Raw genomic sequence first — 19,565 nt, forward strand, 5'->3', positions numbered from 1 at the left:
CGCCACGCCCGCTGGCCTTACGATGGCGCGGTGCTGGTCAAGTGGATTCGCTGCACCGTGGTGGACCGCCGCGGGTTCGAGCGGGGGCAGCGGAAATGGGCGGGGCTTCTGGGGGAGCCGGGTTTTCGGGGACAGGGCGGGGGCTGGAGCCGGCAGCGACCGGGGGTGGTGCACATCTTCGCCTTCTGGGAGAGCCGTGCCTTCTACGACTCCTTCATGGCTCGTTCCCACGACCGCCTGGCAGCCGCCCAGTCCGGCACCTTCAAGGACGCCCAGGCCAAGCTGTTCGAGTACCGCTTCGATGTGAAGACGGGCTTCGAGCCGCGGTTCACCGACGCGGACCTGATCCGCGTGGCGCTGTGCCGGATCCACGAGGAGCGCGTCGAGCACTTCACGCTCATGCAGGAGAAGGTCTGGAACCCCGCGATGGCCGGCTCGCCCGGCATGATCCGCGGCATGTTCGCCGAGGCCCCCGAGCAGGAGTTCCTGATCCTGTCGATGTGGCGCTCGGCGGCCGAGCACGGCAAGTACCGCACGGAGCGTGTGGAACGCCTAGCGCTGCGTGCCCAGACCGAGGCGGACGTCGCGGCGCTCTCCGGCGACATCGTGGACCTGGAGCCGTCCTGGACGGTTTGAGCCGTCCCTTGGTTTGATGAACGAATGCACCGCGGTGAGGTGCCGTACGCCAGGCCCGCAGACGGTCCCGGACACGCGAAACATGTGACCTACGCCGTATGAGGGCCGTACGAGTGCTCGACTCACCGCCGTTCGATCTAGGGTTTCGGCATGGCACGACCACGGCGCATCGTCCTTGTCCGACACGGCGAGTCAACGGGCAACGTCGACGACTCCGTGTACGAACGCGAGCCCGACCACGCCCTCGCGCTGACCGAGCGCGGCTGGCGGCAGGCCGAGGAGACCGGCAAGCGGCTCCGCGAGCTCTTCGGCCGGGAACGCGTGAGCGTGTACGTCTCCCCGTACCGCCGCACCCACGAGACGCTTCACGCGTTCCACCTCGACCCCGACCTCATACGTGTCCGGGAGGAACCCCGACTGCGCGAGCAGGACTGGGGCAACTGGCAGGACCGTGACGACGTGCGCCTGCAAAAGGCCTACCGCGACGCGTACGGCCACTTCTTCTTCAGGTTCCCCCAGGGCGAGTCCGGCGCCGACGTGTACGACCGGGTCGGCGGCTTCCTGGAGAGCCTCTTCCGCAGCTTCGAGGCGCCCGACCATCCTCCGAACGTCCTGCTCGTGACGCACGGGCTCGCGATGCGGCTGTTCTGCATGCGCTGGTTCCACTGGACGGTCGCGGAATTCGAGTCCCTGGCCAATCCCGGGAACGCAGAGATGCGGGTGCTCGTTCTGGGAGAGGACGGCAAGTACACACTCGACCGGCCCTTCGAGCGCTGGCGGGAGCCTGACCCGTACTGGGTGACCGGATAGAGTGGCAGGGCGATGACCGCTGACTCCTCTTCCCTCGGGCGCCTGGAGCGCGCCCTGGTGAGCCTCCGTGGCCTGGCCGTGGGGGACGCACTGGGCTCCCAGTTCTTCGTTCCCGTGAACTATCCCCTGCTGAAGCGCCGTGAGCTGCCCGCAGGACCCTGGCAGTGGACGGACGACACCGAGATGGCCTGCTCCGTGGTCGCCGTCCTCGCCGCCCATCAACGCATCGACCAGGACGCGCTCGCCCGCTCGTTCGCCGAGCACCACGACTTCGACCGTGGCTACGGCCCTGCAGTCAACCGGCTGCTGCGGCTGGTCCGGGAGGGCGGGGACTGGCGCGAGCTGGCTGCCGGCCTCTTCAACGGACAGGGGTCCTGGGGCAACGGCGCGGCCATGCGGATCGCGCCTCTGGGTGCCTGGTACGCGGACGATCCCGAGCAGGCGACCCACCAGGCGGAGATCTCGGCCTACACCACCCACCAGCACCGGGAGGCCGTGGTCGGCGCCATGGCCGTGGCCGCCGCGGCGGCACTGGCCGGCTCGCCGGACGGGCCGCCCACCCCCGAGGCCCTCCTGGACGGCGTCGTCGCACTCGTGCCGAAGAGCGCGGTAGGCCAAGGCCTGCGCCGCGCCCGGGACATGCTCGACTACGGCGACGCGGGCACTGTCGCGGCCGTCCTCGGCTGCGGACGCCGTACGACGGCCCATGACACCGTCCCCTTCGCCCTCTGGTCCGCCGCACGTGCCCTGGGGGACTACGAGACGGCGTTCTGGACGACTGCCCAGGTGGGCGGGGACGTCGACACCACCTGCGCCATCGTGGGCGGCGTACTCGCCGCCGGCAAGGCCGGGACACCGCCCGCCGAGTGGGTGCAGCGCACCGAGGCTCTGCCGGACTGGGTGCCCACGGGAGTCTGACGGCGTCGGCCGGCCCGGCGCCGGACCTGCACCCACCGCAGGAAAACTCTCCGTGCGCGTCGGGAACTCTGCGTGACCGTCGCCCGTTCTTCCGGTATCCGCCGTGCTTCCCGTCCGTGGGGGCGAGGGCCGGCGGAGCCGTGACGACGAGGGACGGAGGGGCGCGATGGCGATCGTCTCACCGGTGCCGGTGCTGCGCCTGGTCCCGGCTCTGTTTCTCGCCCTGTTCCTCGTTCCGGCATGTGTGCTGGTGGCCGTAGTGCGGCCGACCGGACCGCCGCGTGCGCCGTCTGCCCCCCGGCAGCGGTCCGGTCGGCCGCGGCTTCGCGCGGCCCGGCCTGGATCAGCCGAGGTGCGGGCCCGCCGTGCCCGCGAGGGAGTCGAGGTCGCTCTTGCGGACCCTCAGTACCAGCCAGGCGGTGAGGAAGGCGAGCGCGGCCATCGCGGCGGCCGGTATGAAGGCGGTGGAGATGCCGTGGGCGAGCACCTCGTGCCCCCAGGGCGCGGGCAGCTGGTGCGTCTCGGCGAACCGCGCCTTCTGCTCCGGCGAGGCTCCGGCGAGGAACTTCGGCAGCTGCTTCTTCGCCTCGTCCGTGCTGGCCGAACCGAAGACGGTCGTCAGGATGGACAGTCCGAGCGAACCGCCGACCTGCTGCATGGCGTTGAGCAGCCCCGAAGCCGCGCCCGCCTCGTGCGGGGCGACACCGGACACGGCGGTGACGGTGGCCGTCACGAAGTTCAGGCCCATGCCGAAGCCGAAGACCAGCATGGGTCCCAGTACTCCGCCCACGTAGGTGCTGTCGGGTCGGATGAAGGTCTGCCACACCAGCCCGATCACCACGAGCGCCGAGCCGCCCATCATGAACGGCTTGGGGCCGAGCACCGGCAGGAAGCGCTGCGACAGACCCGCACCCACCGCGATCGCGACTGTCACGGGAAGGAAGGCCACACCGGCCTCAATGGCGCTGTAGCCGAGCACGTTCTGCACGAACAGCACGATGTAGAAGAACATGCCGAACATCGCCGCGGCCAGGCTCAGCATGATCACATAGGTGCCCCAGCGGTTGCGGTCGGCGAACATCCTGAGCGGGGTGATCGGCTCCTTCGCCCGCATCTCGGTTACGACGAAGGCGAACAGCAGCACCACGGCCGCCCCGAAGGAGCCGAGGGTGAGCCCGTCGCGCCAGCCGTCCTCGGCGGCGCGGATGAACCCGTACACCAGCGAGGCCATGCCGACGGTGGAGGTCAGCGCACCGGTGAGGTCGAAGCGTCCCGGGTGCCGCTCGGACTCGTTGATGTACAGCGGCGCGAGCGAGGCGATCAGCACGCCGATGGGCACGTTGACGAAGAGCACCCACCGCCAGTCGAGCCAGTCGGTGAGCATGCCCCCCGCAAGGAGGCCGATGGCCCCGCCGCCCGCGGACACGGCGGCGAACACCCCGAAGGCCCGGTTGCGTTCGGGACCTTCGGGGAAGGTCGTTGTGATCAGCGCCAGCGACGTGGGCGACGCGATCGCGCCACCTACGCCCTGCAGGGCTCGTGCGGCCAGCAACTGCCAGGGTTCCTGGGCCAGACCGCCCAACAGGGAGGCGAAGGTGAACAGCAGGATGCCGGCCATGAACACCCGGCGGCGGCCGAGGATGTCACCGGCTCGCGCGCCGAGCAGCAGCAGGCCACCGAAGGTGAGCGTGTACGCGCTGACCACCCAAGTCAGGTCGGTGGTGCTGAACTTGAGAGCGTCTTGAATGTGCGGGAGCGCGATATTCACAATCGTCGCGTCGAGTACCACCATGAGTTGGCAGGCCGCGATGACGGTGAGTGCGATGCCGGGATGCCCCTCCCGGCGGGCCATGCCCGGCTTCCGGTCGTCCTTGAGCAGCTGAGAGGTCGTCACTATGGGTCCCCCCTAATGGCATTAGTGAACGCTCGCGTTCACTGTCGCGTCCACGGTAGTGAGTCCCCAACAGTGAACGCAAGCGTTCACTTAATCGCGCGTCGCGTCCCGCGTCCCCCTGTTGCTGCAGCGCGGCGCCACTGCCCCGGAATCCCCGCTTCCCACGCATGCTGGAGAAACACAGATGGTTACCTCGCGCTGGACGGCCGCGCCTGCCCGGACGGCTTCCCCTCGTCGGCGCGGTGCGGTACTGGAGCGCGCGATCCTGAACGCCGCTCTGGAACAGCTCAGTACGGTCGGCTGGAAGGGGCTGACCATGGAGGGCGTCGCGGCCGGCGCCCAGACCGGCAAGGCCGCGGTCTACCGCCGCTGGCCCTCCAAGGAGGACCTCGTCGCGGATGCCCTGGTGTCCGGACTGCCCCAGGTGGAGAAGGCTCCGGACCTCGGCAGCGTGCGCGAAGACCTGCTCACCCTGTGCCGACAGGTGCGGGAGATCATGTACTCCCGCCCCGGTGTCGCGCTGCGTTCAGTCATTCACGAATGCGACCATGTGCAAGCCGCGCGATTCGAAGGGGTCATCTTCGGGAGCGTCGTGGAGCCCACCGTCAAGCTCCTTCGTGAGGTCATCACCCGCGGGATAGAGCGTGAAGAGGTCCGTGCGGACGCGGCCAACGGATACGTCTTCGACGCCATTCCGGCCATGATGATGTATCGATCGAAGATGTGCGGCAGCGAATGGAGTGATCAGGATCTCGCGGAGATGGTCGACCAGCTGATGCTCCCGCTGCTGCGGCCCTACGGGACCTGATCGCCCGCGCCGGCTCTCCTGGCGCGGGCCGGGTGGCCGGGGTGTCGCGCGGCGATGGCGGCGGCGTACGCTAAGGGCGCCATGCCGTACGAACCCCCTACTCACACCGTCGAGCGCTCCCTGCGCGCCACGACCGGAGCGAAGGTCATTGCCGGTGTCGACGAGGTGGGGCGCGGCGCCTGGGCCGGGCCCGTCACCGTCTGCGCGGCGATCACCGGACTGCGCCGACCGCCCGAGGGGCTGACCGACTCCAAACTGCTGACCCTCAAGCGGCGCACGGAACTCGCCCAGACCCTGCAGTCGTGGGTGACGGCCTATGCGCTGGGGCATGCTTCCCCCGAGGAGATAGACGACCTGGGGATGACGGCCGCGCTGCGGCTGGCCGCGGGCCGTGCGCTGGACGCCCTGCCGGTCCGTCCCGAGGCCGTGATCCTCGATGGGAAGCACGACTACCTCGGTGCCCCCTGGCGGGTGCGCACAGTGATCAAGGGCGATCGGTCGTGCGTGGCCGTGGCGGCGGCGTCGGTGATCGCCAAGGTTCAGCGCGACAAAATGATGGCCGAACTGGGTGTCGACCATGCACACTTCGGATTTGCGGACAACGCCGGGTATCCGTCGCCCGTGCACAAGGCCGCACTGGCGGAGTGGGGGCCCACCCCGCACCACCGCTTGTCGTGGGCGTATCTTGATGCGTTGCCTCAGTGGCGGCACCTCAAGAAGGTCCGCAGCTGGGCGGACGGAAGCGTTCCGGAAATTGAGGGTCAGCTCGGCTTCGATTTCTGACGGTTCCGCTCGCACTGATGTGCCACCCGGTCATCCGCGCCGCACCAACGTTTGATAAATATCAGCTCATGCCTCTCATTCCCGAGGAGCCTCAGATTCACGAGAGTGCCCAGGGTCCCCGCGCCACTCCGGCCAGCAGCCGTACCGCGCCGACCCCCCGCCCCGTACCCGGCCCCCGCCCCGCGGCTCCGTCCCGCCCCGGTCGTCCCGGCCCTCTGCGGCCCACGCCTCCGGTGCAGCGCACGCCGCGTGACGTGGCTCCGGCCAATCCCGGCCCGGCCGCTCCCGCCGCCACCGCGGCGAGCCCGCAGATCCAGCTGATCCCGGCCTCGGCCGAGGGTGCGCTCGACGCCGCCGAAGAGGCGGTGGACCTGCTCCTGGACTCGGGCCGTGCCCCCGGTGACGTGCTGGTGATCACCACTGGTGCCCAGCACCCGTGGGCCGAGCACGAGCTGTCCTTCGGCGAAGCGTCCTACTGGGCGCAGCACGACGCCGGTGACGACGTGTTCTATGCGGACGCCGCCGTCGCCTCCCGTGCCGCGTCCCGCCCGGTGGTCGTCGTGGCCGTCAACGGAGGTCCCGCCTCCGCTGCTGCCACCGCCCTCCCGCTGGCGCACTCCCGAGCCGGTGCACTGCTGATCGTCTGCGGCGACCCGCAGCAGATCAACTCGGTGCTGGGCGCCGGCGTCTGAGCCGCGCCCGGCCCTCGGGACATCGGGGTGCCGAAGGAGCCGCTCCGGCGGAATCCGCACGGTGCGGCTTTTGGCATGCCCGGATGACGGGCTGCCGTCGTAATGGTGGTGAGGCTGCTCCCCTGGGTACGCCGGGGAGCGGCACCGGGGTTGTCCGGCGGGCTTGATCCAGCTCGCCGTGGTGGCGCGCCAAGGCCGAAGCGTGCGGCCGGCCTGCGCAGCCGTGGCGCAGACGACCGCGCCGGGCCGCTTCCGGAGCTGATTTCGTGCCGGAACTGCAGGCGCGAGCCCGTCTGTGCTCTTCGGCGCGGTTCGCGGTGCATGTCGGCTCGCCCCGGTCATCGCCACACCGGCCCCGAGCGCCGCTCGTGCCGCTGACCGGCGGCACGAGCCGTCGTACCGCCGGCCTCGCTCTCGTCAGCGGGCCGCCGCCCGGCGCAGCACATCGGAGACCGGGCCGCCGGTGCGCGGCGCCAGCGGCGGTGCCTCCGCGGTGGCGACGGGCTCCGGTACCGAGTGCGCGTTGGGCTGGCGTCCGCCGCGGCCCTCGCCGAGCACCTGCCAGCCCTCGTGCGTCAGCGTGATGTACGCCCCGCACCGCAGGCCGTGCAGTGTGCAGGCATCGCGCAGCCCCCACATCCAGGCGCCGTCCTCCTCGGTCCAACGCGCGTCGCCCTCCCGGCAGTAGAGCAGGACGGCCGTGCGCACGGGGGTACGGCGACGCAGGTCGTGGGGGATCACCCGGCGCAGCTGGGCCAGCAGCGCGTTGCGGAACATCCAGCCGTCGGCCGGGGCCGGACGGCGCGTGAACGAGGCGCTGGCCCGCAGCCGCTCGTCCGGGTCGAGAACCGCCACGATCGCCGTGAGCGGCTTCGGGTGGTGGCGGGCGTGCAGCCCGCTGACGACCTCTCGGGGGTTGCGCAGCAGAGGGATTCCGGCGGCGGCCCACTCGGCCGGCTCGAGCAGGCGACTGGCGGAAGCGGCGGACGCGGACGTCGACAAAGAGGCCGCCGAGGACGAGGCGAATCCGAAGGTCACGTTCCTCCCTTCGGCTACGCGCCCACACTGCGGGCGAGGTCGGATTCGGGGGAGCGCGCACCGCAGCGGAGCCCAACCGGATCACGGACGAGCCGTGCGGGGAGCGGACCTCAATTCTTCCTGTCGAACTTGGTTGCGGCAACGAGCAATTGGGGCCGCCGACTGTTATCAGGTGGTGCGTGGCTTATATCCCTACCCAAAGGGTTGGCTGATGACGCCTGACGTGTCCCGTCAGCGTCCGGCGACCCGCCGCGAGCGGCCACCCGGACGTCCCGGACTCGCGAGGCCCAACCACAACACACCGCTCGGTCCCGGGCGGCGCAGTGGCCACGCGCCAGTCACCCCTGAACCGCGAGGACGAGGGGCAGCACCCCGCGCGCCCCGGACTTCCGGAGCAGGCGTGCCGCGATGGCCAGGGTCCAGCCCGTCTCCGTGAAATCGTCGACGAGCAGCACCGGACCCTGCGCCTCGGCCAGCATGGACGCCAGTGCGGGCGGCACCGTCAACGCGCCGTCGAGGGCTTTCAGCCGTTGCGCGCTGTTGCTGCGCGGCAATCGGGGCGCGTCTCCGGCGTATTCCACCGAGCCGAGCAGCGGGAGCCGGCCGATCTCGGCGATTCGCGCGCCCAGGGAGTGGATCAGCCGGGGCCGGCTGCGTGAGGCCACGGTGACCACGCCCACCGGCCGGGGCCGGGCGTCGGACGCACCGGAGGCCCAGCCGCCGGGACCTCGGGCCCAGTCCGCCAGGACATCGACCACGGCTCGCGCCACGTCGTCCGGCACCTCGGCGTCCGGCGTCTGGGGCGCGAGCAGGGGTCGCAGCCGGTTGCCCCAGCCGATGTCCGACAGGCGTCCCAGGGCACGCCCCGGTGATGCCTGCTCCCCGGCAGGGATGCGGCCCTTGAGGTCGATGCCGATGGCCGGGAGGCCGGTCGGCCACATGCGACGGGGCTCCACCTCCACCCCCGCACGCCCCAGGTCGCTCCGCGCCGCGTCCAGCGCCGTGGTGGACAGGCTGGATGTGAAGCGGGGGCCCGCGCAGTTGTCGCAGCGGCCACAGGGTTTGGCACCCTCGTCGTCCAGGTGGCGTTGCAGGAACTCCATCCGGCACTCGGTGGTGGTCGCGTACTCGCGCATCGCCTGCTGCTCGGCCGCGCGCTGCCGGGCCACCCACGCGTAGCGCTCGGCGTCGTACGACCACGGCTGCCCGGTCGCGATCCAGCCGCCCTTGACGCGGCGCACCGCTCCGTCCACGTCGAGGACCTTCAGCATGGTTTCCAGGCGTGAGCGGCGCAGCTCGACCAGCGGTTCCAGAGCGGGCAGTGACAGGGGCCCGTCCGCCCGGGCGAGGACGTCCAGCGTGCGCCGCACCAGGTCCTCGGAGGGGAAGGCCAGCGAGGCGAAGTACTCCCAGATCGCCTCGTCCTCCTTGCCCGGCAGCAGCAGTACCTCGGCGTGGTCGACGCCGCGGCCGGCCCGGCCGACCTGCTGGTAGTAGGCGATGGGGGAGGAGGGCGAGCCGAGATGAACCACGAAACCGAGATCAGGCTTGTCGAAGCCCATGCCGAGCGCGGAGGTGGCGACCAGGGCCTTGACGCGGTTGGCGAGCAGGTCGTCCTCGGCCTGCTGCCGGTCGGCGTTCTCCGTCTTGCCCGTGTACGAGGCGACGGTGTGCCCGCGCTGCCGCAGGAAGGCGGTGACCTCCTCGGCGGCGGCGACGGTGAGCGTGTAGATGATGCCGGAGCCCGGCAGGTCGTGGAGATGGTCCGCGAGCCAGGCCATCCGATGCGCGGCGTCCGGGAGGCGCAGCACGCCGAGGCTCAGACTCTCCCGGTCGAGCGGCCCGCGCAGCACCAGCGCGTCGGAGGTGCCACCCGTGCCGAGCTGCTCGGCGACGTCCGCGGTCACCCGCGCGTTGGCCGTCGCGGTGGTGGCCAGCACGGGGACACCGGGCGGCAGGTCGCCGAGCATGGTGCGCAGGCGGCGGTAGTCGGGGCGGAAGTCGTGGCCCCAGTCGGAGATGCAGTGGGCCTCGTCCACGACCAGCAGGCCGGTGGCGGCGGACAGCTTGGGCAGGACCTGGTCACGGAAGTCGGGATTGTTCAGGCGCTCCGGCGAGACGAGCAGCACATCGACGTCGCCCGCCGCGATCTCGGCTTGGACGGCCTCCCACTCCTCGGTGTTGGCGGAATTGATGGTCCGGGCGTGGATGCCGGCCCGGCCCGCGGCCTCCACCTGGTTGCGCATGAGTGCGAGCAGCGGCGAGACGATCACCGTGGGCCCGCTTCCTCTGGCCCGCAGCAGCGACGTCGCCACGAAGTACACCGCGGACTTGCCCCATCCCGTGCGCTGCACGACCAGGGCACGGCGCCGGTCGGCGACCAGTGCCTCGATCGCCCGCCACTGGTCCTCGCGCAGCCGGGCGGCGCCGGTGGCATCCCCGACGAGCCGGGCGAGTACGGCGTCGGCCTGTGCGCGGAGATCCGCGTTGCTCGTGTGCTCCATGCGTCCCATACAACAGGACGGGACCGACAACCGGGCGGGCCCGGGGCGAAGCTGTGGACGACGACAGCGGCCTTGTCGTGTCCCTGATTCGACTTATCCACAGGCCCAACCGGAATCTCAAGATCCGCGAGATCGTCGGCGCATGACGAATCACAGCGAAACGACCGGACCCTTCGAAAGCAACGACATCTCGGGGCAGGAGCTGCCGGCCGGACCGACCGAACACGCCACGCAGGTCACTCTGCGCACCCCGGCCGAGCTGGCCGACGCCCTGCCCTACCTCCTCGGTTACCGCCCGGAGGACAGCATGGTGCTCGTCGCCCTGCACGACCACGCAGGCCGCGGCAGGTTCGGCGGCCGGGCCCGGCTCGGCATCCCCGCGAATGACGAGGACTGGGAGGCCGCCGCCCGGCAGCTGGCCCGCGGGCTGGTGACCGGCAGTGAGCGGCGCGGCGGCCGGCCCGAGCGGATGGTGGCCTACGTCTGCCAGGAGCCGGGCCCGGGGGAGTCCGGCCGGGACGTCAAACGGCGGCTGGAGAGGCTGACCCACCTGATGCGCACCGAGTGCGGCAACCTCGACGTGCCGGTCATCGAGGCCCTGTGCATCTCGGACGGCCGTTTCTGGTCGTACTGCTGCCCGGTCGAGGGCTGCTGCCCCGAGGACGGCTCGCCGATGGGCCTGCCCGGCACCTCCGTGCTCGCGGCGGCGGCCACCTACGCCGGCATCCAGGTGCGCGGCACCCTACGGGAGCTGCGCGCCAGGCTCCAGCCGTGGGAGACCGGCGCCGCCCTGGAACAGGAGATCGCTCTGGACGCGGCTGGCATGACCCTGGTGGCGCGCATGCTGGACGAGACGAGCCGCCTGGAAGTGGCGGAGGAGACCATCGCACTCGCCGAGCGGATCATCCGCCGCTACGCCACGGCCACACCGGTCTGCGGCACCCACCCCGCGGACGTACGCGACGACGACCTCCTCGCGGACGACGAGGCGGCGACCCTGATCCTCGGGCTCCAGGACCGCACGACCCGGGACAAGGCCGCCGCCTGGATGGAAGGGGACGAGGCCGGTCCGGCGCTCCGCCTCTGGCGCGCCCTGGCCCGCCGCTGTGTCGGACCCTACGGCGAGCACGCCGCCGCACCGCTGACCCTCGCGGGCTGGGTCGCCTGGTCCATGGGCGACGAACTGGAGGCGCGAGAAGCACTGGCCATGGCCTTGGCCGCGGACCCCGACTACCTCTTCGCCCGCCTGCTGCACCAGGCCTGCAACGAAGGACTCGACCCCGAGGCGGTCCGCCGCTGCCTGCGCGCGGAACGGGCGGAGGCCACGCAGGCACAGCCGACGACCCCGGCACCTCGGACTGCTCACTCCGAGCCCCCGCAGGCCCCGCCCCTGGCCTCCGGAGCCAACACCCAGGAGAGCGACCAGCGTGCCGAACCCGGCTCCAGGAAGGGCGGGCAGCGACGGCGCCGTACACGCAACGAGCAGGAAGACGGCCGCCACACGGCCCGGACGAAGCGAGACCGACGGAGGCCGGCCGACTCCCGCCCCCGAACGCCCGCCACCGGCGCCACCGGCCCCGGCACCCGCGGCCCGGCCGCCACGCGCACGCGTGCGGCGGCACCGGGCGAGGCCACGCCTGGCGGCGTCCCGTCGGACAGCCGACAGCCCGAGGTCGACGGATGAGCGTCGGCCGGTGGGAGTGGGAGGGGCGGGCTTCATCGGAACGGCCGTCGCCAGCCGAGGCCGCCGGGCCGGGCACCCGCGGTCCGAGTGCCGCGCGCATCCGTGCGGGTGGGCGGCGCCTTGTCGGCCAGCCGGCACCTCCGGTCCGAGGTGCACGGACGAGCGTCGGCCGGTGCGGGCCCGGCGAGCGGGGCGTCCTCGGCCGGTGCGGGGTCCACGGGGCGCGGGGTGCCGGCGGGCTGTCCGGTTCCGGGCTCGTAGGCGACCTCGCAGCGTTCGGTGCGCAGTTCGGTGACCCGCTGCTGGAGCAGGTCGAGCAGCTGCTCGACCGGGCAGGGCTCGGCCTCACGGGAATGGGTGTCGCTCGCCGATGCCGCCGGTCCCGGCGCCCGCGGCTCGGCCGGCACGCACCGCGGCGGCTTGTGGCGACGCCACGACCGGCGGTGTGCCGTCGGACAGCCGGTACCCGCAGCCTGTCGGATGAACGCCCCCGGCACGACTCCGGGCCGGCGTCGGCGCTCACCGGAACGGCCGTCGCTCCTGAGGTGGAGACCGGAGACGGCACCGCACGCCACCGGAGCGCGTTCCCGGCGCAGGGCCGAGGCCGGCGGGCCGGCCGCGCCCCGACGGCCACCCCAGCCGACCGGTCAGGCCGCCGTTCGGTCGGCTTCCGCAGAGCGAGCCGTGACCCGGGCGAGTCCGCTTCCGTTCACCTGAGTGGCGGAACGCCTGGACGGGCGCTGCCGCCGTACCTCCCCTGCCCTTCGGGGCGATGCACCAGCCGCCCAGCACGTCCGAGGCGCATCGAGCGCAGAAGAAGCGACGCCATGCACCAACAGCCGATTCCGCCCTCCGCCACCGGCGAACGTCCGCCCTGGAGCAGGCACGAGCCGTTCCCGGCGGCAGGCGCCCGCCACGGCACACCGACGACGGCCACCGATCCACCACCGCCGTCGTCCGCGGAACGACGTCCCCCGTCCCCGGCCAAGGGGAACCCCCCGCCCCCCGCCACCACCCGGCTCCGCCGTCCCACCGTGGCACCGCCGCCACGCACACCCCCGGCCGGCCGCCCGGCACCCGAGCTGCCGCCCACGCACACCGCGCTGATCTGTGTGGCTCTGCCCGGCCTCGTCATCTCCGGCCAGCCGGGCCAGCTGGCCGGCCGGGGACTGGAGGGCTACTACCGAGGCGGCAGACGGCTGCTCTCCCGGTGCCAGGTCCGGGTGGCGGGCCGTGAACCGCTGCCGGTGCAGGCCAGGATGACCGGCGCCGACAGCGCCCGCTTCGTGGGAACGCTGCGCGCTTCACCGGCCGCCGGCCCCGACCCCGATGTCGTCGTCGAGCGGACCCGCCACGCCGACGGCACCGAGCGCATCACACTCCGCAACGCCGCCCTGCGCCCGCTGCGCCTGCCCGTCGAGATCGCCCTCGGCACCGACCTGGCGGAACTCGCCGCCATCGCCGCCGGTGCCGCAGCCCCCGAACTCCCGGCCAGCGTGCACGACTCGGGCCTGCGCTGGGCCACGGCCGACGCGGCCGCCTGCGTCACCGCGGCCCCGCCGCCCTCCGACGCCCTGGCGTCCGCAGGACTGCTGCGCTGGGAACTGGATCTGCCACCGGCCGGGACGGCAACGGTGGAACTGCGGGTGCGGCTGGAAGGCGCAGGCCCCCTGCGACCGGCCGGACAGGCGGCCACCAGCCCCCTGGCCCCGGCGCGGGCGGCGGGCGACGACCCCCGAGTGGCCCCGCTGCTGCACTCGGCCGTCGCCGACCTCCAGGCACTGCTGCTGCGCGATCCCGCACACCCCTCCGACACCTACCTCGCGGCCGGCGCCCCCTGGCGCTGCGGAATGGCTCCCGCCGAGGCGCTCGCCGCCGCCCGCATGACGCTCCCCCTGGGCACCCGCCTTGCCGCAGGCACCCTGCGCACCCTGGCCCGCACCCAGCTCCAGCAACCGGGCCACCGGGCCGGCATGATCCCGGGCCCCCGGCGCGACGCCGGCCCGCATCTTCCACCGAGCTGCACCGGAACGGAGGCCACCCTGCTCTTCCCCGTCGTGCTCGCCGAAGCCCGCCGCTGGGGGCTGCCCGAGCAGGAGACACAGGAACTGCTGCCCGCGGCCGAGCGCTGCCTGACCTGGCTGCGGACCACCGTCGGCGACGGCACCTACCTCCCCGACCCACACCCCGGGGGTCCGGCCCGCTGCGAAACTCAGGCCCACGCGTATCGCGCCGCCCTGATCGGCGCCGATCTCCTCGACGCCTACGACAGACCGGGCGCCACGGAGCTACACCAGTGGGCCCAGACACTGCGGACCGCCTTCCGGGCCGATTTCTGGGTGGAGGACCGTGGCGGCGGACGCCCGGCCGCGGCCCTGGCCCCCGACGGCCGCCCCGTGCCCCATCTGTCCGCCACCGCCGTCCACCTCCTCGACACCGGTCTGCTCGGCGGCGGCCGACTGGCCCCCGGCCTGCTGGACAAGGTGCACACCGAACACCTCGCCCGGCTGCTCGGTACCCCCGCCATGGACGCGGGCTGGGGACTGCGAGGTCTCGGTGCCAAGGAGGCGGGACACAATCCGTTCGGCCACCGGACCGGAGCCGTGCGGGTCCAGGAGACCGCACTCGCAGTCGCGGGACTGGCGGCGGCCGGCTATGAGAAGGAGGCGGCCGGCCTGCTGAAAGGGCTGCTGGAAGCGGCGGAACACTTCGGTCATCGGCTGCCTGAGATGTTCGCCGGCGAACAGCGCTCCGCCGGCGCCGCGCCCCTCCCGCACCCCGCCGCCTGCCGCCCGGCGGCCACCGCCGCGGCCTCCGTGGTCCTGCTGCTCACCGCTCTGGCCGGTATCCGTCCCGACGTCCCGGCCCGCACGGTCACCCTGCGGCCCGTGCGGAGCGCCCCGCTCGGCGAACTCAACCTCAGCGGAATACGTGTCGCGGGCGCCCCCTTCGCCGTACGGATCAGCCGACTGGGACTGGCCATGGTGGAGGAGGCGGCGGACGGCCTGCAACTGGGCTCGTGACCTCTCCGCCAGGCTGGTGACCTCGAATGACACCACCGGTCTGGCCAACCGGGAGCCGGCCCTGCGCGCCGTACCGGAACGAAGCGGAACCACCAGTGATGCGCCCGATGGAGGGAGTGTTTATCGTCAGGAAGACGACTATGATCGCGGCATGCCCTACGACCCGTCAGCCTTTCCGCCCTTCGCCGTCACCGTGGACCTGGTCGTGCTGACCGTGCGCCGCGATGCCCTGTGCGCGCTGACGGTCCGCAGGGGCGAGCCCCCCTTCCAGGGGCGCTGGGCGCTGCCCGGCGGCTTCGTACGGGCCGACGAGGACCTGTCCCAGGCGGCGGCGCGAGAGCTGGCCGAGGAGACCGGGCTGTGTGCCCACGACCCCTCGGTCCCGGCCCAGGACAACGGAGCCCACCTGGAGCAGCTCGCCACCTACGGCGACCCCAAGCGGGACCCGCGCATGCGCGTAGTCAGCGTCGCGCATCTCGCGCTCGCCCCCGACCTGCCCGCACCGCGCGCCGGAGGCGACGCCAGCAACGCCCGCTGGGCCCCGGTCGAGGAACTGCTCCAGCAGGGTGGTTACGGCCGCGACGGCGAACCCGTGGCACCGCTCGCCTTCGACCACGCCCAGATTCTCGCCGACGGAGTGGAACGCGCCCGCTCCAAGATCGAGTACTCGTCCCTGGCCACCGCCTTCTGCCCGCCCGAGTTCACCGTCGGAGAGCTGCGCCGGGTGTACGAGGCGGTGTGGGGCGTGGCACTCGATCCGCGCAACTTCCACCGCAAGGTCACCGGAACCCCCGGATTCCTCGTCCCCACGGGCGGTACGACCACACGCCAGGGCGGCAGGCCGGCCCAGCTCTTCCGCGCCGGCGGCGCCACCCTGCTCAACCCGCCGATGCTGCGCCCCGAGGTCTGAGGGGCGCCGCGGCGGGCCTGCCGTACGACCGGCGCGCCGGTCGCCCCCGCCGAGCGCAAGCTCCATCGAACGGCGGACAGATGAGGCGACAGATCACGCGGCTTATGCTCACAAGACGCCTTATACCGGAAAAACCGGATATGTCGCGCTATCTTGCTGCAGGTGATCCAGGCCTTCGGACTGACCAGCAATCCCCGCAAGGCGCATCCGCCCGCCGTCGACGACGTCTCCTTCGAAGCGCGCGCCGGGCATGTCACCGCGCTCCTCGGGAGCCCCGGCGCGGGCAAGACGACGGCGCTCAAACTGATGCTTGAGCTCCAACAGGGGCGCGGCATCACCTGCTTCCGAGGTCGGCCCCTGCACCTGATCGCCCATCCCTCGCGGGAAGTCGGCGTACTCCTCGGCGACGTACCGGGCCACCCGGCCCGCACGGTCCGCGGGCACCTGCGCATGCTGTGCGCCGCAGCGGGGGTTCCCGCGCGACGAGCCGACGAGGTCCTCGAAGTGGTCGGTCTCGTCAGCCTCCGTGAAGAGCGCCTCGGCACGCTGTCCCGCGGGATGGACCGCAGGCTGGGCCTGGCCTGCGCCCTGCTGCCCGACCCGCACACGCTCGTCCTGGACGAACCGACGGACGGTCTCTCCGTCCGTGAGGCCCAGTGGCTGCACAGCATGTTGCGGGCCCACGCCGCCCAGGGCGGCACGGTGCTCTTCACCACGGCCGACACCAAGGAGGCCGCACGCACCGCCGACCGGGTCGTCACGCTCGACGGCGGCAGACTCGTCGCCGACCAGGAGGCCAGGGCCTTCGCCCGCACCCGGCTGCGCCCGCGCGTGGCCGTCCGCAGCCCCCACGCCGCCCGCCTCGCGGCCCTGCTCACCAAGGAGGCCCGCACCGCCCGCCGCTCCGTCGAAGTCGTACGCGAGGGCGGCAACCGCCTGTCGGTGTACGGCACGACGACCGCCGACGTCGGCGAGATCGCCTTCCATCACGGCATCCTCGTCCATCAACTGGCCGACGAAGTCGGCGACATGGGGCCGGGCGCCGGTACCGAGGGCGACGACGGGAAGTGTTCCGCCGGGCCCCAGCAGGCCGTACAGGACGCGTCGGCGGACCGGGAGGCCTCCCCGGAACACGGCCCTGCGGAACGGGACCCGGCAGCTCTGGACAACTCGCACGGGGAGCGGGAGCGCGCCTCGGCCGGCCGCGCGCGGGCGGGGGGCGAACGCGTGGCCTCCGGTGTCTCCACACTGGAATCAGGCCCCGCCGCGCTCGGCGGCTCACCTGCGGGTCCGAGCCGAGGCGTGGACGAGTTTCCCCCGGCACCCGCGCATGCAAGGGCGGAAGTGTCGCAGGAGCCCATGACTGCCGGCTCCCCGGCGGCGATGCCGCACATCACGGGTCCAACAGTGGAATCCCGCGCCACGGCGCCCGACCCGGCAGCGGCCGAACCGCGCACCGATGCCCTCGGCCGGTCCGCACCGGATCCGGACACCCCGGCGCCGGAGCCCGACCGGGCTGCGGCCGGCCCCTTCCCGGTCGATCAAGAGGGACCGGAAGCCGCCCTCTCTGCGCCGGAGCGGGCGCGGACCGCCGACAGCGAGTGGTCTGCACCGGGCCAAGCTGTCGATCAAGAAACCGCGCCGGACCGTCCGCCGGCCCACGACGCCTCACCGGCCGCCACGACCTCGCCGGAGGACGGTACGGCGCACAGCGTGACCGCATCCGGCGAGAAGGGCACGGCCGGTGGTGGCCCCGGCGAGACACCTGTCAGAGCCGTCGCCGGCCGGTCCGGCGGCCCGACGGCCACCCCGGACAGTGGCCTGGGCGCAGTGGTGACAGCCTCCGAGCCGCAGACCGGCAGTACCCGCACCCCGACCAAGACCGACGCCGGCACCCGCACCTTCCTCCCCGGAGCCAGGAACCCCGACGCCCGGCAGTGGCAGGCCCACCGCGCCCCCCGCTCCGACGGTGTCCGCCCCCTCGCCGCCGCCTCCCCCCTCCCGCCCCCCATCTCCGTCCGCCCTGCCCGCAGCCCCCTGCGTCCTCTGCGCTACGAGCTCCGGCGCGCCACCGGCATCGGTACCGGCTTCCTCACCTGCGGTGCCGTGCTGGTGTTGTCCGCGCTCACCGCCGTACTCCTGGCGCGGCTCGGTCACACCCCGAAGGAGCGGCTGTTCGCGGCATGGCCGCGGGAGCTGCCGCTGCCGCCCGCGGCGCTCGCGGCAGGGCTGCTCGGCGCACTGGCCTTCGGGGACGAGTTCCGCCACCCCGCCCTGGCGGCGGACCGCGGCACCGTCCCCCGCAGGCTGGGGCTGCTCACCGCGAAACTGCTCGTCTCCGGAGCCACCGCGGTGCTGCTGGCCTTCCTCACCGTGGGCTGCGACGCCGAAGTGCTCTACATCGTCTACGGACGGGAGCTGACGCAAGTTCCCGCGGACTGGCTTTCGCTCACCGCGAGTTGGTTCGGGCTGGTCGTCGGCTGCGCCTGGGCCGGTGTACTGGCGGCCGGTGTGTTCCGGTCCACGACGGCCGGACTGGCCGCCGTCCTCGCCGTACCCGTCCTGGTCGTACCCCTTCTGCACAAGGCCCTGCAGGGCCCGGCCGTGCGCATGGCGGCCGACTTCCCGGGGCGGTTGCGGGAGGTCTATCTGCTGCAGTGGCCGTTCGGAGGGGAGCGGTACCTGCTCGCGGGCGCGCGGGTCCTCGCTCAACCCGTGGGCGGAGCACTGGCGTTGTCGCTCACGGCGCTGCTCTGTGCCTACCTGCTCACGGCACTGCGCGCGCGGTTCCGATGACTACGGTCCGTACGGATCCGGATTCGATGTGCACACAACTCCCCGCAGAAAGCCCATTTCTTTCCGATAAGGCGTCAATTGCGACGGCGTGAGCGATCACCCTTTCGTGTGCTTTTCACCAAAGACCTCAAGGGAGTTGGAGGCGACGCCGACAAAGGATCCGTGAGTACCCTTGCGCACACCATGATGACCGCCGCCCGCTCCGCAGACTCTGGTCTGGCCGGCCCGGGCGAACTCGACCGCTACCCCTACGCCGAGGCCCCGGTGGCCGACCGCGTCGGCGCGCCCCACTGGGACACCGGGGAGCCGGAGCTGGGCCGTGTCGGCCGGCGGGCCGCGGGCAGCCGCGGACGCGGACTGCACGGCCAGCTCGTCCAGCAGCTGGGACAAATGATCGTCTCCGGTGACCTGGGGGCGGACCGCCCGCTGGTGCCGGAGGAGATCGGCCAGCGTTTCGAGGTGTCCCGCACCGTCGTCCGCGAGTCCCTCCGCGTCCTCGAGGCCAAGGGCCTGGTCAGCGCCCGCCCGAACGTCGGCACGCGCGTACGTCCCGTCAGCGACTGGAACCTGCTCGATCCGGACATCATCGAATGGCGGGCCTTCGGGCCGCAGCGCGACGACCAGCGCCGGGAGCTGAGCGAGCTGCGCTGGACGATCGAGCCGCTCGCCGCCCGTCTCGCCGCCGGGCACGGGCGCGAGGAGGTGCAGCAGCGCCTCTGTGACATGGTCGAGATCATGAGCCACGCCATGGCGCAGGGCGACGTGCTCACCTACTCGCGCGCCGACACCGAGTTCCACGCGCTGCTCATCCAGATCGCGGGCAACCGCATGCTGGAGCACCTCTCCGGCATCGTCTCGGCGGCGCTCCAGGTCTCCGGCGGCCCGGTCACGGCCTGTGACCGGCCGAACGAGGCGTCCCTGGCGCAGCACGCGCGGATCGTGGACGCGCTGGGTACCGGCGACGGCACGGCGGCGGAGACGGCCATGCGCCAGCTGCTCACGGTCCACCCCGAGGTGGAGCGCGTGGTGCCTGCCCCGCGCGAGCACTGACCCCGCGAGGGGTGCGGTG

The 19,565-nt window shown here is 72.5% G+C and carries 15 protein-coding genes; 11 read left to right on the forward strand and 4 right to left on the reverse strand.

The features are described 5' to 3' along the window. The first annotated feature begins 30 nt into the window (after positions 1-30). The 3 genes from ACIP4Y_RS34655 (at position 31) to ACIP4Y_RS34665 (ending at position 2,364) form a co-directional block, all read left to right on the forward strand. Positions 31-636 (forward strand): YdbC family protein, encoded by a 606-nt coding sequence (locus ACIP4Y_RS34655; protein ID WP_358642495.1) that lies wholly within the window; start codon positions 31-33, stop codon positions 634-636. 150 nt (positions 637-786) lie between these two features. Continuing rightward, positions 787-1,446, forward strand: a complete 660-nt coding sequence (locus ACIP4Y_RS34660; protein ID WP_401400023.1) for a histidine phosphatase family protein — start codon at positions 787-789, stop codon at positions 1,444-1,446. Positions 1,447-1,458: 12 nt separating this feature from the next. After that, positions 1,459-2,364 carry an ADP-ribosylglycohydrolase family protein gene (locus tag ACIP4Y_RS34665; protein ID WP_401400026.1) on the forward strand — a complete coding sequence of 302 codons (906 nt, stop codon included), beginning with the start codon at positions 1,459-1,461 and terminating at the stop codon, positions 2,362-2,364. 343 nt (positions 2,365-2,707) lie between these two features. Here ACIP4Y_RS34665 and ACIP4Y_RS34670 read toward each other — a convergent pair whose 3' ends face one another. Then, positions 2,708-4,258, reverse strand: coding sequence for an MFS transporter (locus ACIP4Y_RS34670; protein WP_401400028.1), 1,551 nt, complete (start codon positions 4,256-4,258; stop codon positions 2,708-2,710). A 184-nt stretch (positions 4,259-4,442) separates the two neighbouring features. Between ACIP4Y_RS34670 and ACIP4Y_RS34675 the strand changes: the two genes are divergently transcribed. The 3 genes from ACIP4Y_RS34675 (at position 4,443) to ACIP4Y_RS34685 (ending at position 6,541) form a co-directional block, all read left to right on the forward strand. After that, entirely contained in the window at positions 4,443-5,066 is a 624-nt protein-coding gene (locus tag ACIP4Y_RS34675) for a TetR/AcrR family transcriptional regulator (protein WP_401400031.1), read from the forward strand. Between the two features lie 81 nt (positions 5,067-5,147). Continuing rightward, on the forward strand, positions 5,148-5,849 hold the full coding sequence (locus ACIP4Y_RS34680; protein WP_401400034.1) for a ribonuclease HII: 702 nt from the start codon (positions 5,148-5,150) through the stop codon (positions 5,847-5,849). Between the two features lie 68 nt (positions 5,850-5,917). Beyond that, positions 5,918-6,541: a hypothetical protein gene (locus tag ACIP4Y_RS34685; RefSeq protein ID WP_358642487.1), complete on the forward strand. Its 624-nt coding sequence runs from the start codon at positions 5,918-5,920 to the stop codon at positions 6,539-6,541. A 417-nt stretch (positions 6,542-6,958) separates the two neighbouring features. Here the strand turns inward: ACIP4Y_RS34685 and ACIP4Y_RS34690 are convergent, their stop codons facing one another. Next, entirely contained in the window at positions 6,959-7,579 is a 621-nt protein-coding gene (locus ACIP4Y_RS34690; protein WP_401400038.1) for a hypothetical protein, read from the reverse strand. 338 nt (positions 7,580-7,917) lie between these two features. Next, positions 7,918-10,083 (reverse strand): RecQ family ATP-dependent DNA helicase, encoded by a 2,166-nt coding sequence (locus tag ACIP4Y_RS34695; protein ID WP_401400039.1) that lies wholly within the window; start codon positions 10,081-10,083, stop codon positions 7,918-7,920. Positions 10,084-10,225: 142 nt separating this feature from the next. Between ACIP4Y_RS34695 and ACIP4Y_RS34700 the strand changes: the two genes are divergently transcribed. Further along, entirely contained in the window at positions 10,226-11,767 is a 1,542-nt protein-coding gene (locus ACIP4Y_RS34700; RefSeq protein WP_401400040.1) for a DUF4192 family protein, read from the forward strand. Positions 11,768-11,799: 32 nt separating this feature from the next. Here ACIP4Y_RS34700 and ACIP4Y_RS34705 read toward each other — a convergent pair whose 3' ends face one another. Continuing rightward, positions 11,800-12,174, reverse strand: a complete 375-nt coding sequence (locus tag ACIP4Y_RS34705; protein ID WP_401400203.1) for a hypothetical protein — start codon at positions 12,172-12,174, stop codon at positions 11,800-11,802. Between the two features lie 420 nt (positions 12,175-12,594). Here ACIP4Y_RS34705 and ACIP4Y_RS34710 point away from each other — a divergent pair, with 420 nt between their 5' ends. The 4 genes from ACIP4Y_RS34710 to ACIP4Y_RS34725 all read left to right on the forward strand — a co-directional run bounded on the left by ACIP4Y_RS34710 (position 12,595) and on the right by ACIP4Y_RS34725 (position 19,546). Further along, positions 12,595-14,790, forward strand: coding sequence for a glycogen debranching N-terminal domain-containing protein (locus tag ACIP4Y_RS34710; protein ID WP_401400043.1), 2,196 nt, complete (start codon positions 12,595-12,597; stop codon positions 14,788-14,790). A gap of 151 nt (positions 14,791-14,941) precedes the next feature. Further along, a complete protein-coding gene (locus tag ACIP4Y_RS34715; protein ID WP_358647454.1) occupies positions 14,942-15,700 on the forward strand; it encodes an NUDIX hydrolase in 759 nt (252 codons plus the stop codon). A gap of 162 nt (positions 15,701-15,862) precedes the next feature. Then, the gene (locus ACIP4Y_RS34720) at positions 15,863-18,496 is read left to right on the forward strand and encodes an ATP-binding cassette domain-containing protein (RefSeq protein ID WP_401400046.1); all 2,634 of its coding nucleotides are present in this window, start codon (positions 15,863-15,865) and stop codon (positions 18,494-18,496) included. 162 nt (positions 18,497-18,658) lie between these two features. Beyond that, entirely contained in the window at positions 18,659-19,546 is an 888-nt protein-coding gene (locus ACIP4Y_RS34725) for a FadR/GntR family transcriptional regulator (protein ID WP_358647450.1), read from the forward strand. The last annotated feature ends 19 nt before the right edge of the window (positions 19,547-19,565 follow it).

Origin of the sequence: Streptomyces sp. NPDC088810 (assembly GCF_044750305.1) — a bacterium.
In the GTDB taxonomy this organism is placed as follows: Bacteria; Actinomycetota; Actinomycetes; order Streptomycetales; family Streptomycetaceae; genus Streptomyces.

Excerpts from the sequence above, each read along its gene's own strand:
- ACIP4Y_RS34660 (WP_401400023.1), top strand. The coding sequence starts at position 787 with ATGGCACGACCACGGCGCATCGTCCTTGTCCGACACGGCGAGTCAACG.
- ACIP4Y_RS34715 (WP_358647454.1), top strand. The coding sequence starts at position 14,942 with ATGCCCTACGACCCGTCAGCCTTTCCGCCCTTCGCCGTCACCGTGGAC.
- ACIP4Y_RS34695 (WP_401400039.1), bottom strand. The coding sequence starts at position 10,083 with ATGGAGCACACGAGCAACGCGGATCTCCGCGCACAGGCCGACGCCGTA.
- ACIP4Y_RS34680 (WP_401400034.1), top strand. The coding sequence starts at position 5,148 with ATGCCGTACGAACCCCCTACTCACACCGTCGAGCGCTCCCTGCGCGCC.
- ACIP4Y_RS34685 (WP_358642487.1), top strand. The coding sequence starts at position 5,918 with ATGCCTCTCATTCCCGAGGAGCCTCAGATTCACGAGAGTGCCCAGGGT.
- ACIP4Y_RS34665 (WP_401400026.1), top strand. The coding sequence starts at position 1,459 with ATGACCGCTGACTCCTCTTCCCTCGGGCGCCTGGAGCGCGCCCTGGTG.
- ACIP4Y_RS34675 (WP_401400031.1), top strand. The coding sequence starts at position 4,443 with ATGGTTACCTCGCGCTGGACGGCCGCGCCTGCCCGGACGGCTTCCCCT.
- ACIP4Y_RS34700 (WP_401400040.1), top strand. The coding sequence starts at position 10,226 with ATGACGAATCACAGCGAAACGACCGGACCCTTCGAAAGCAACGACATC.
- ACIP4Y_RS34710 (WP_401400043.1), top strand. The coding sequence starts at position 12,595 with ATGCACCAACAGCCGATTCCGCCCTCCGCCACCGGCGAACGTCCGCCC.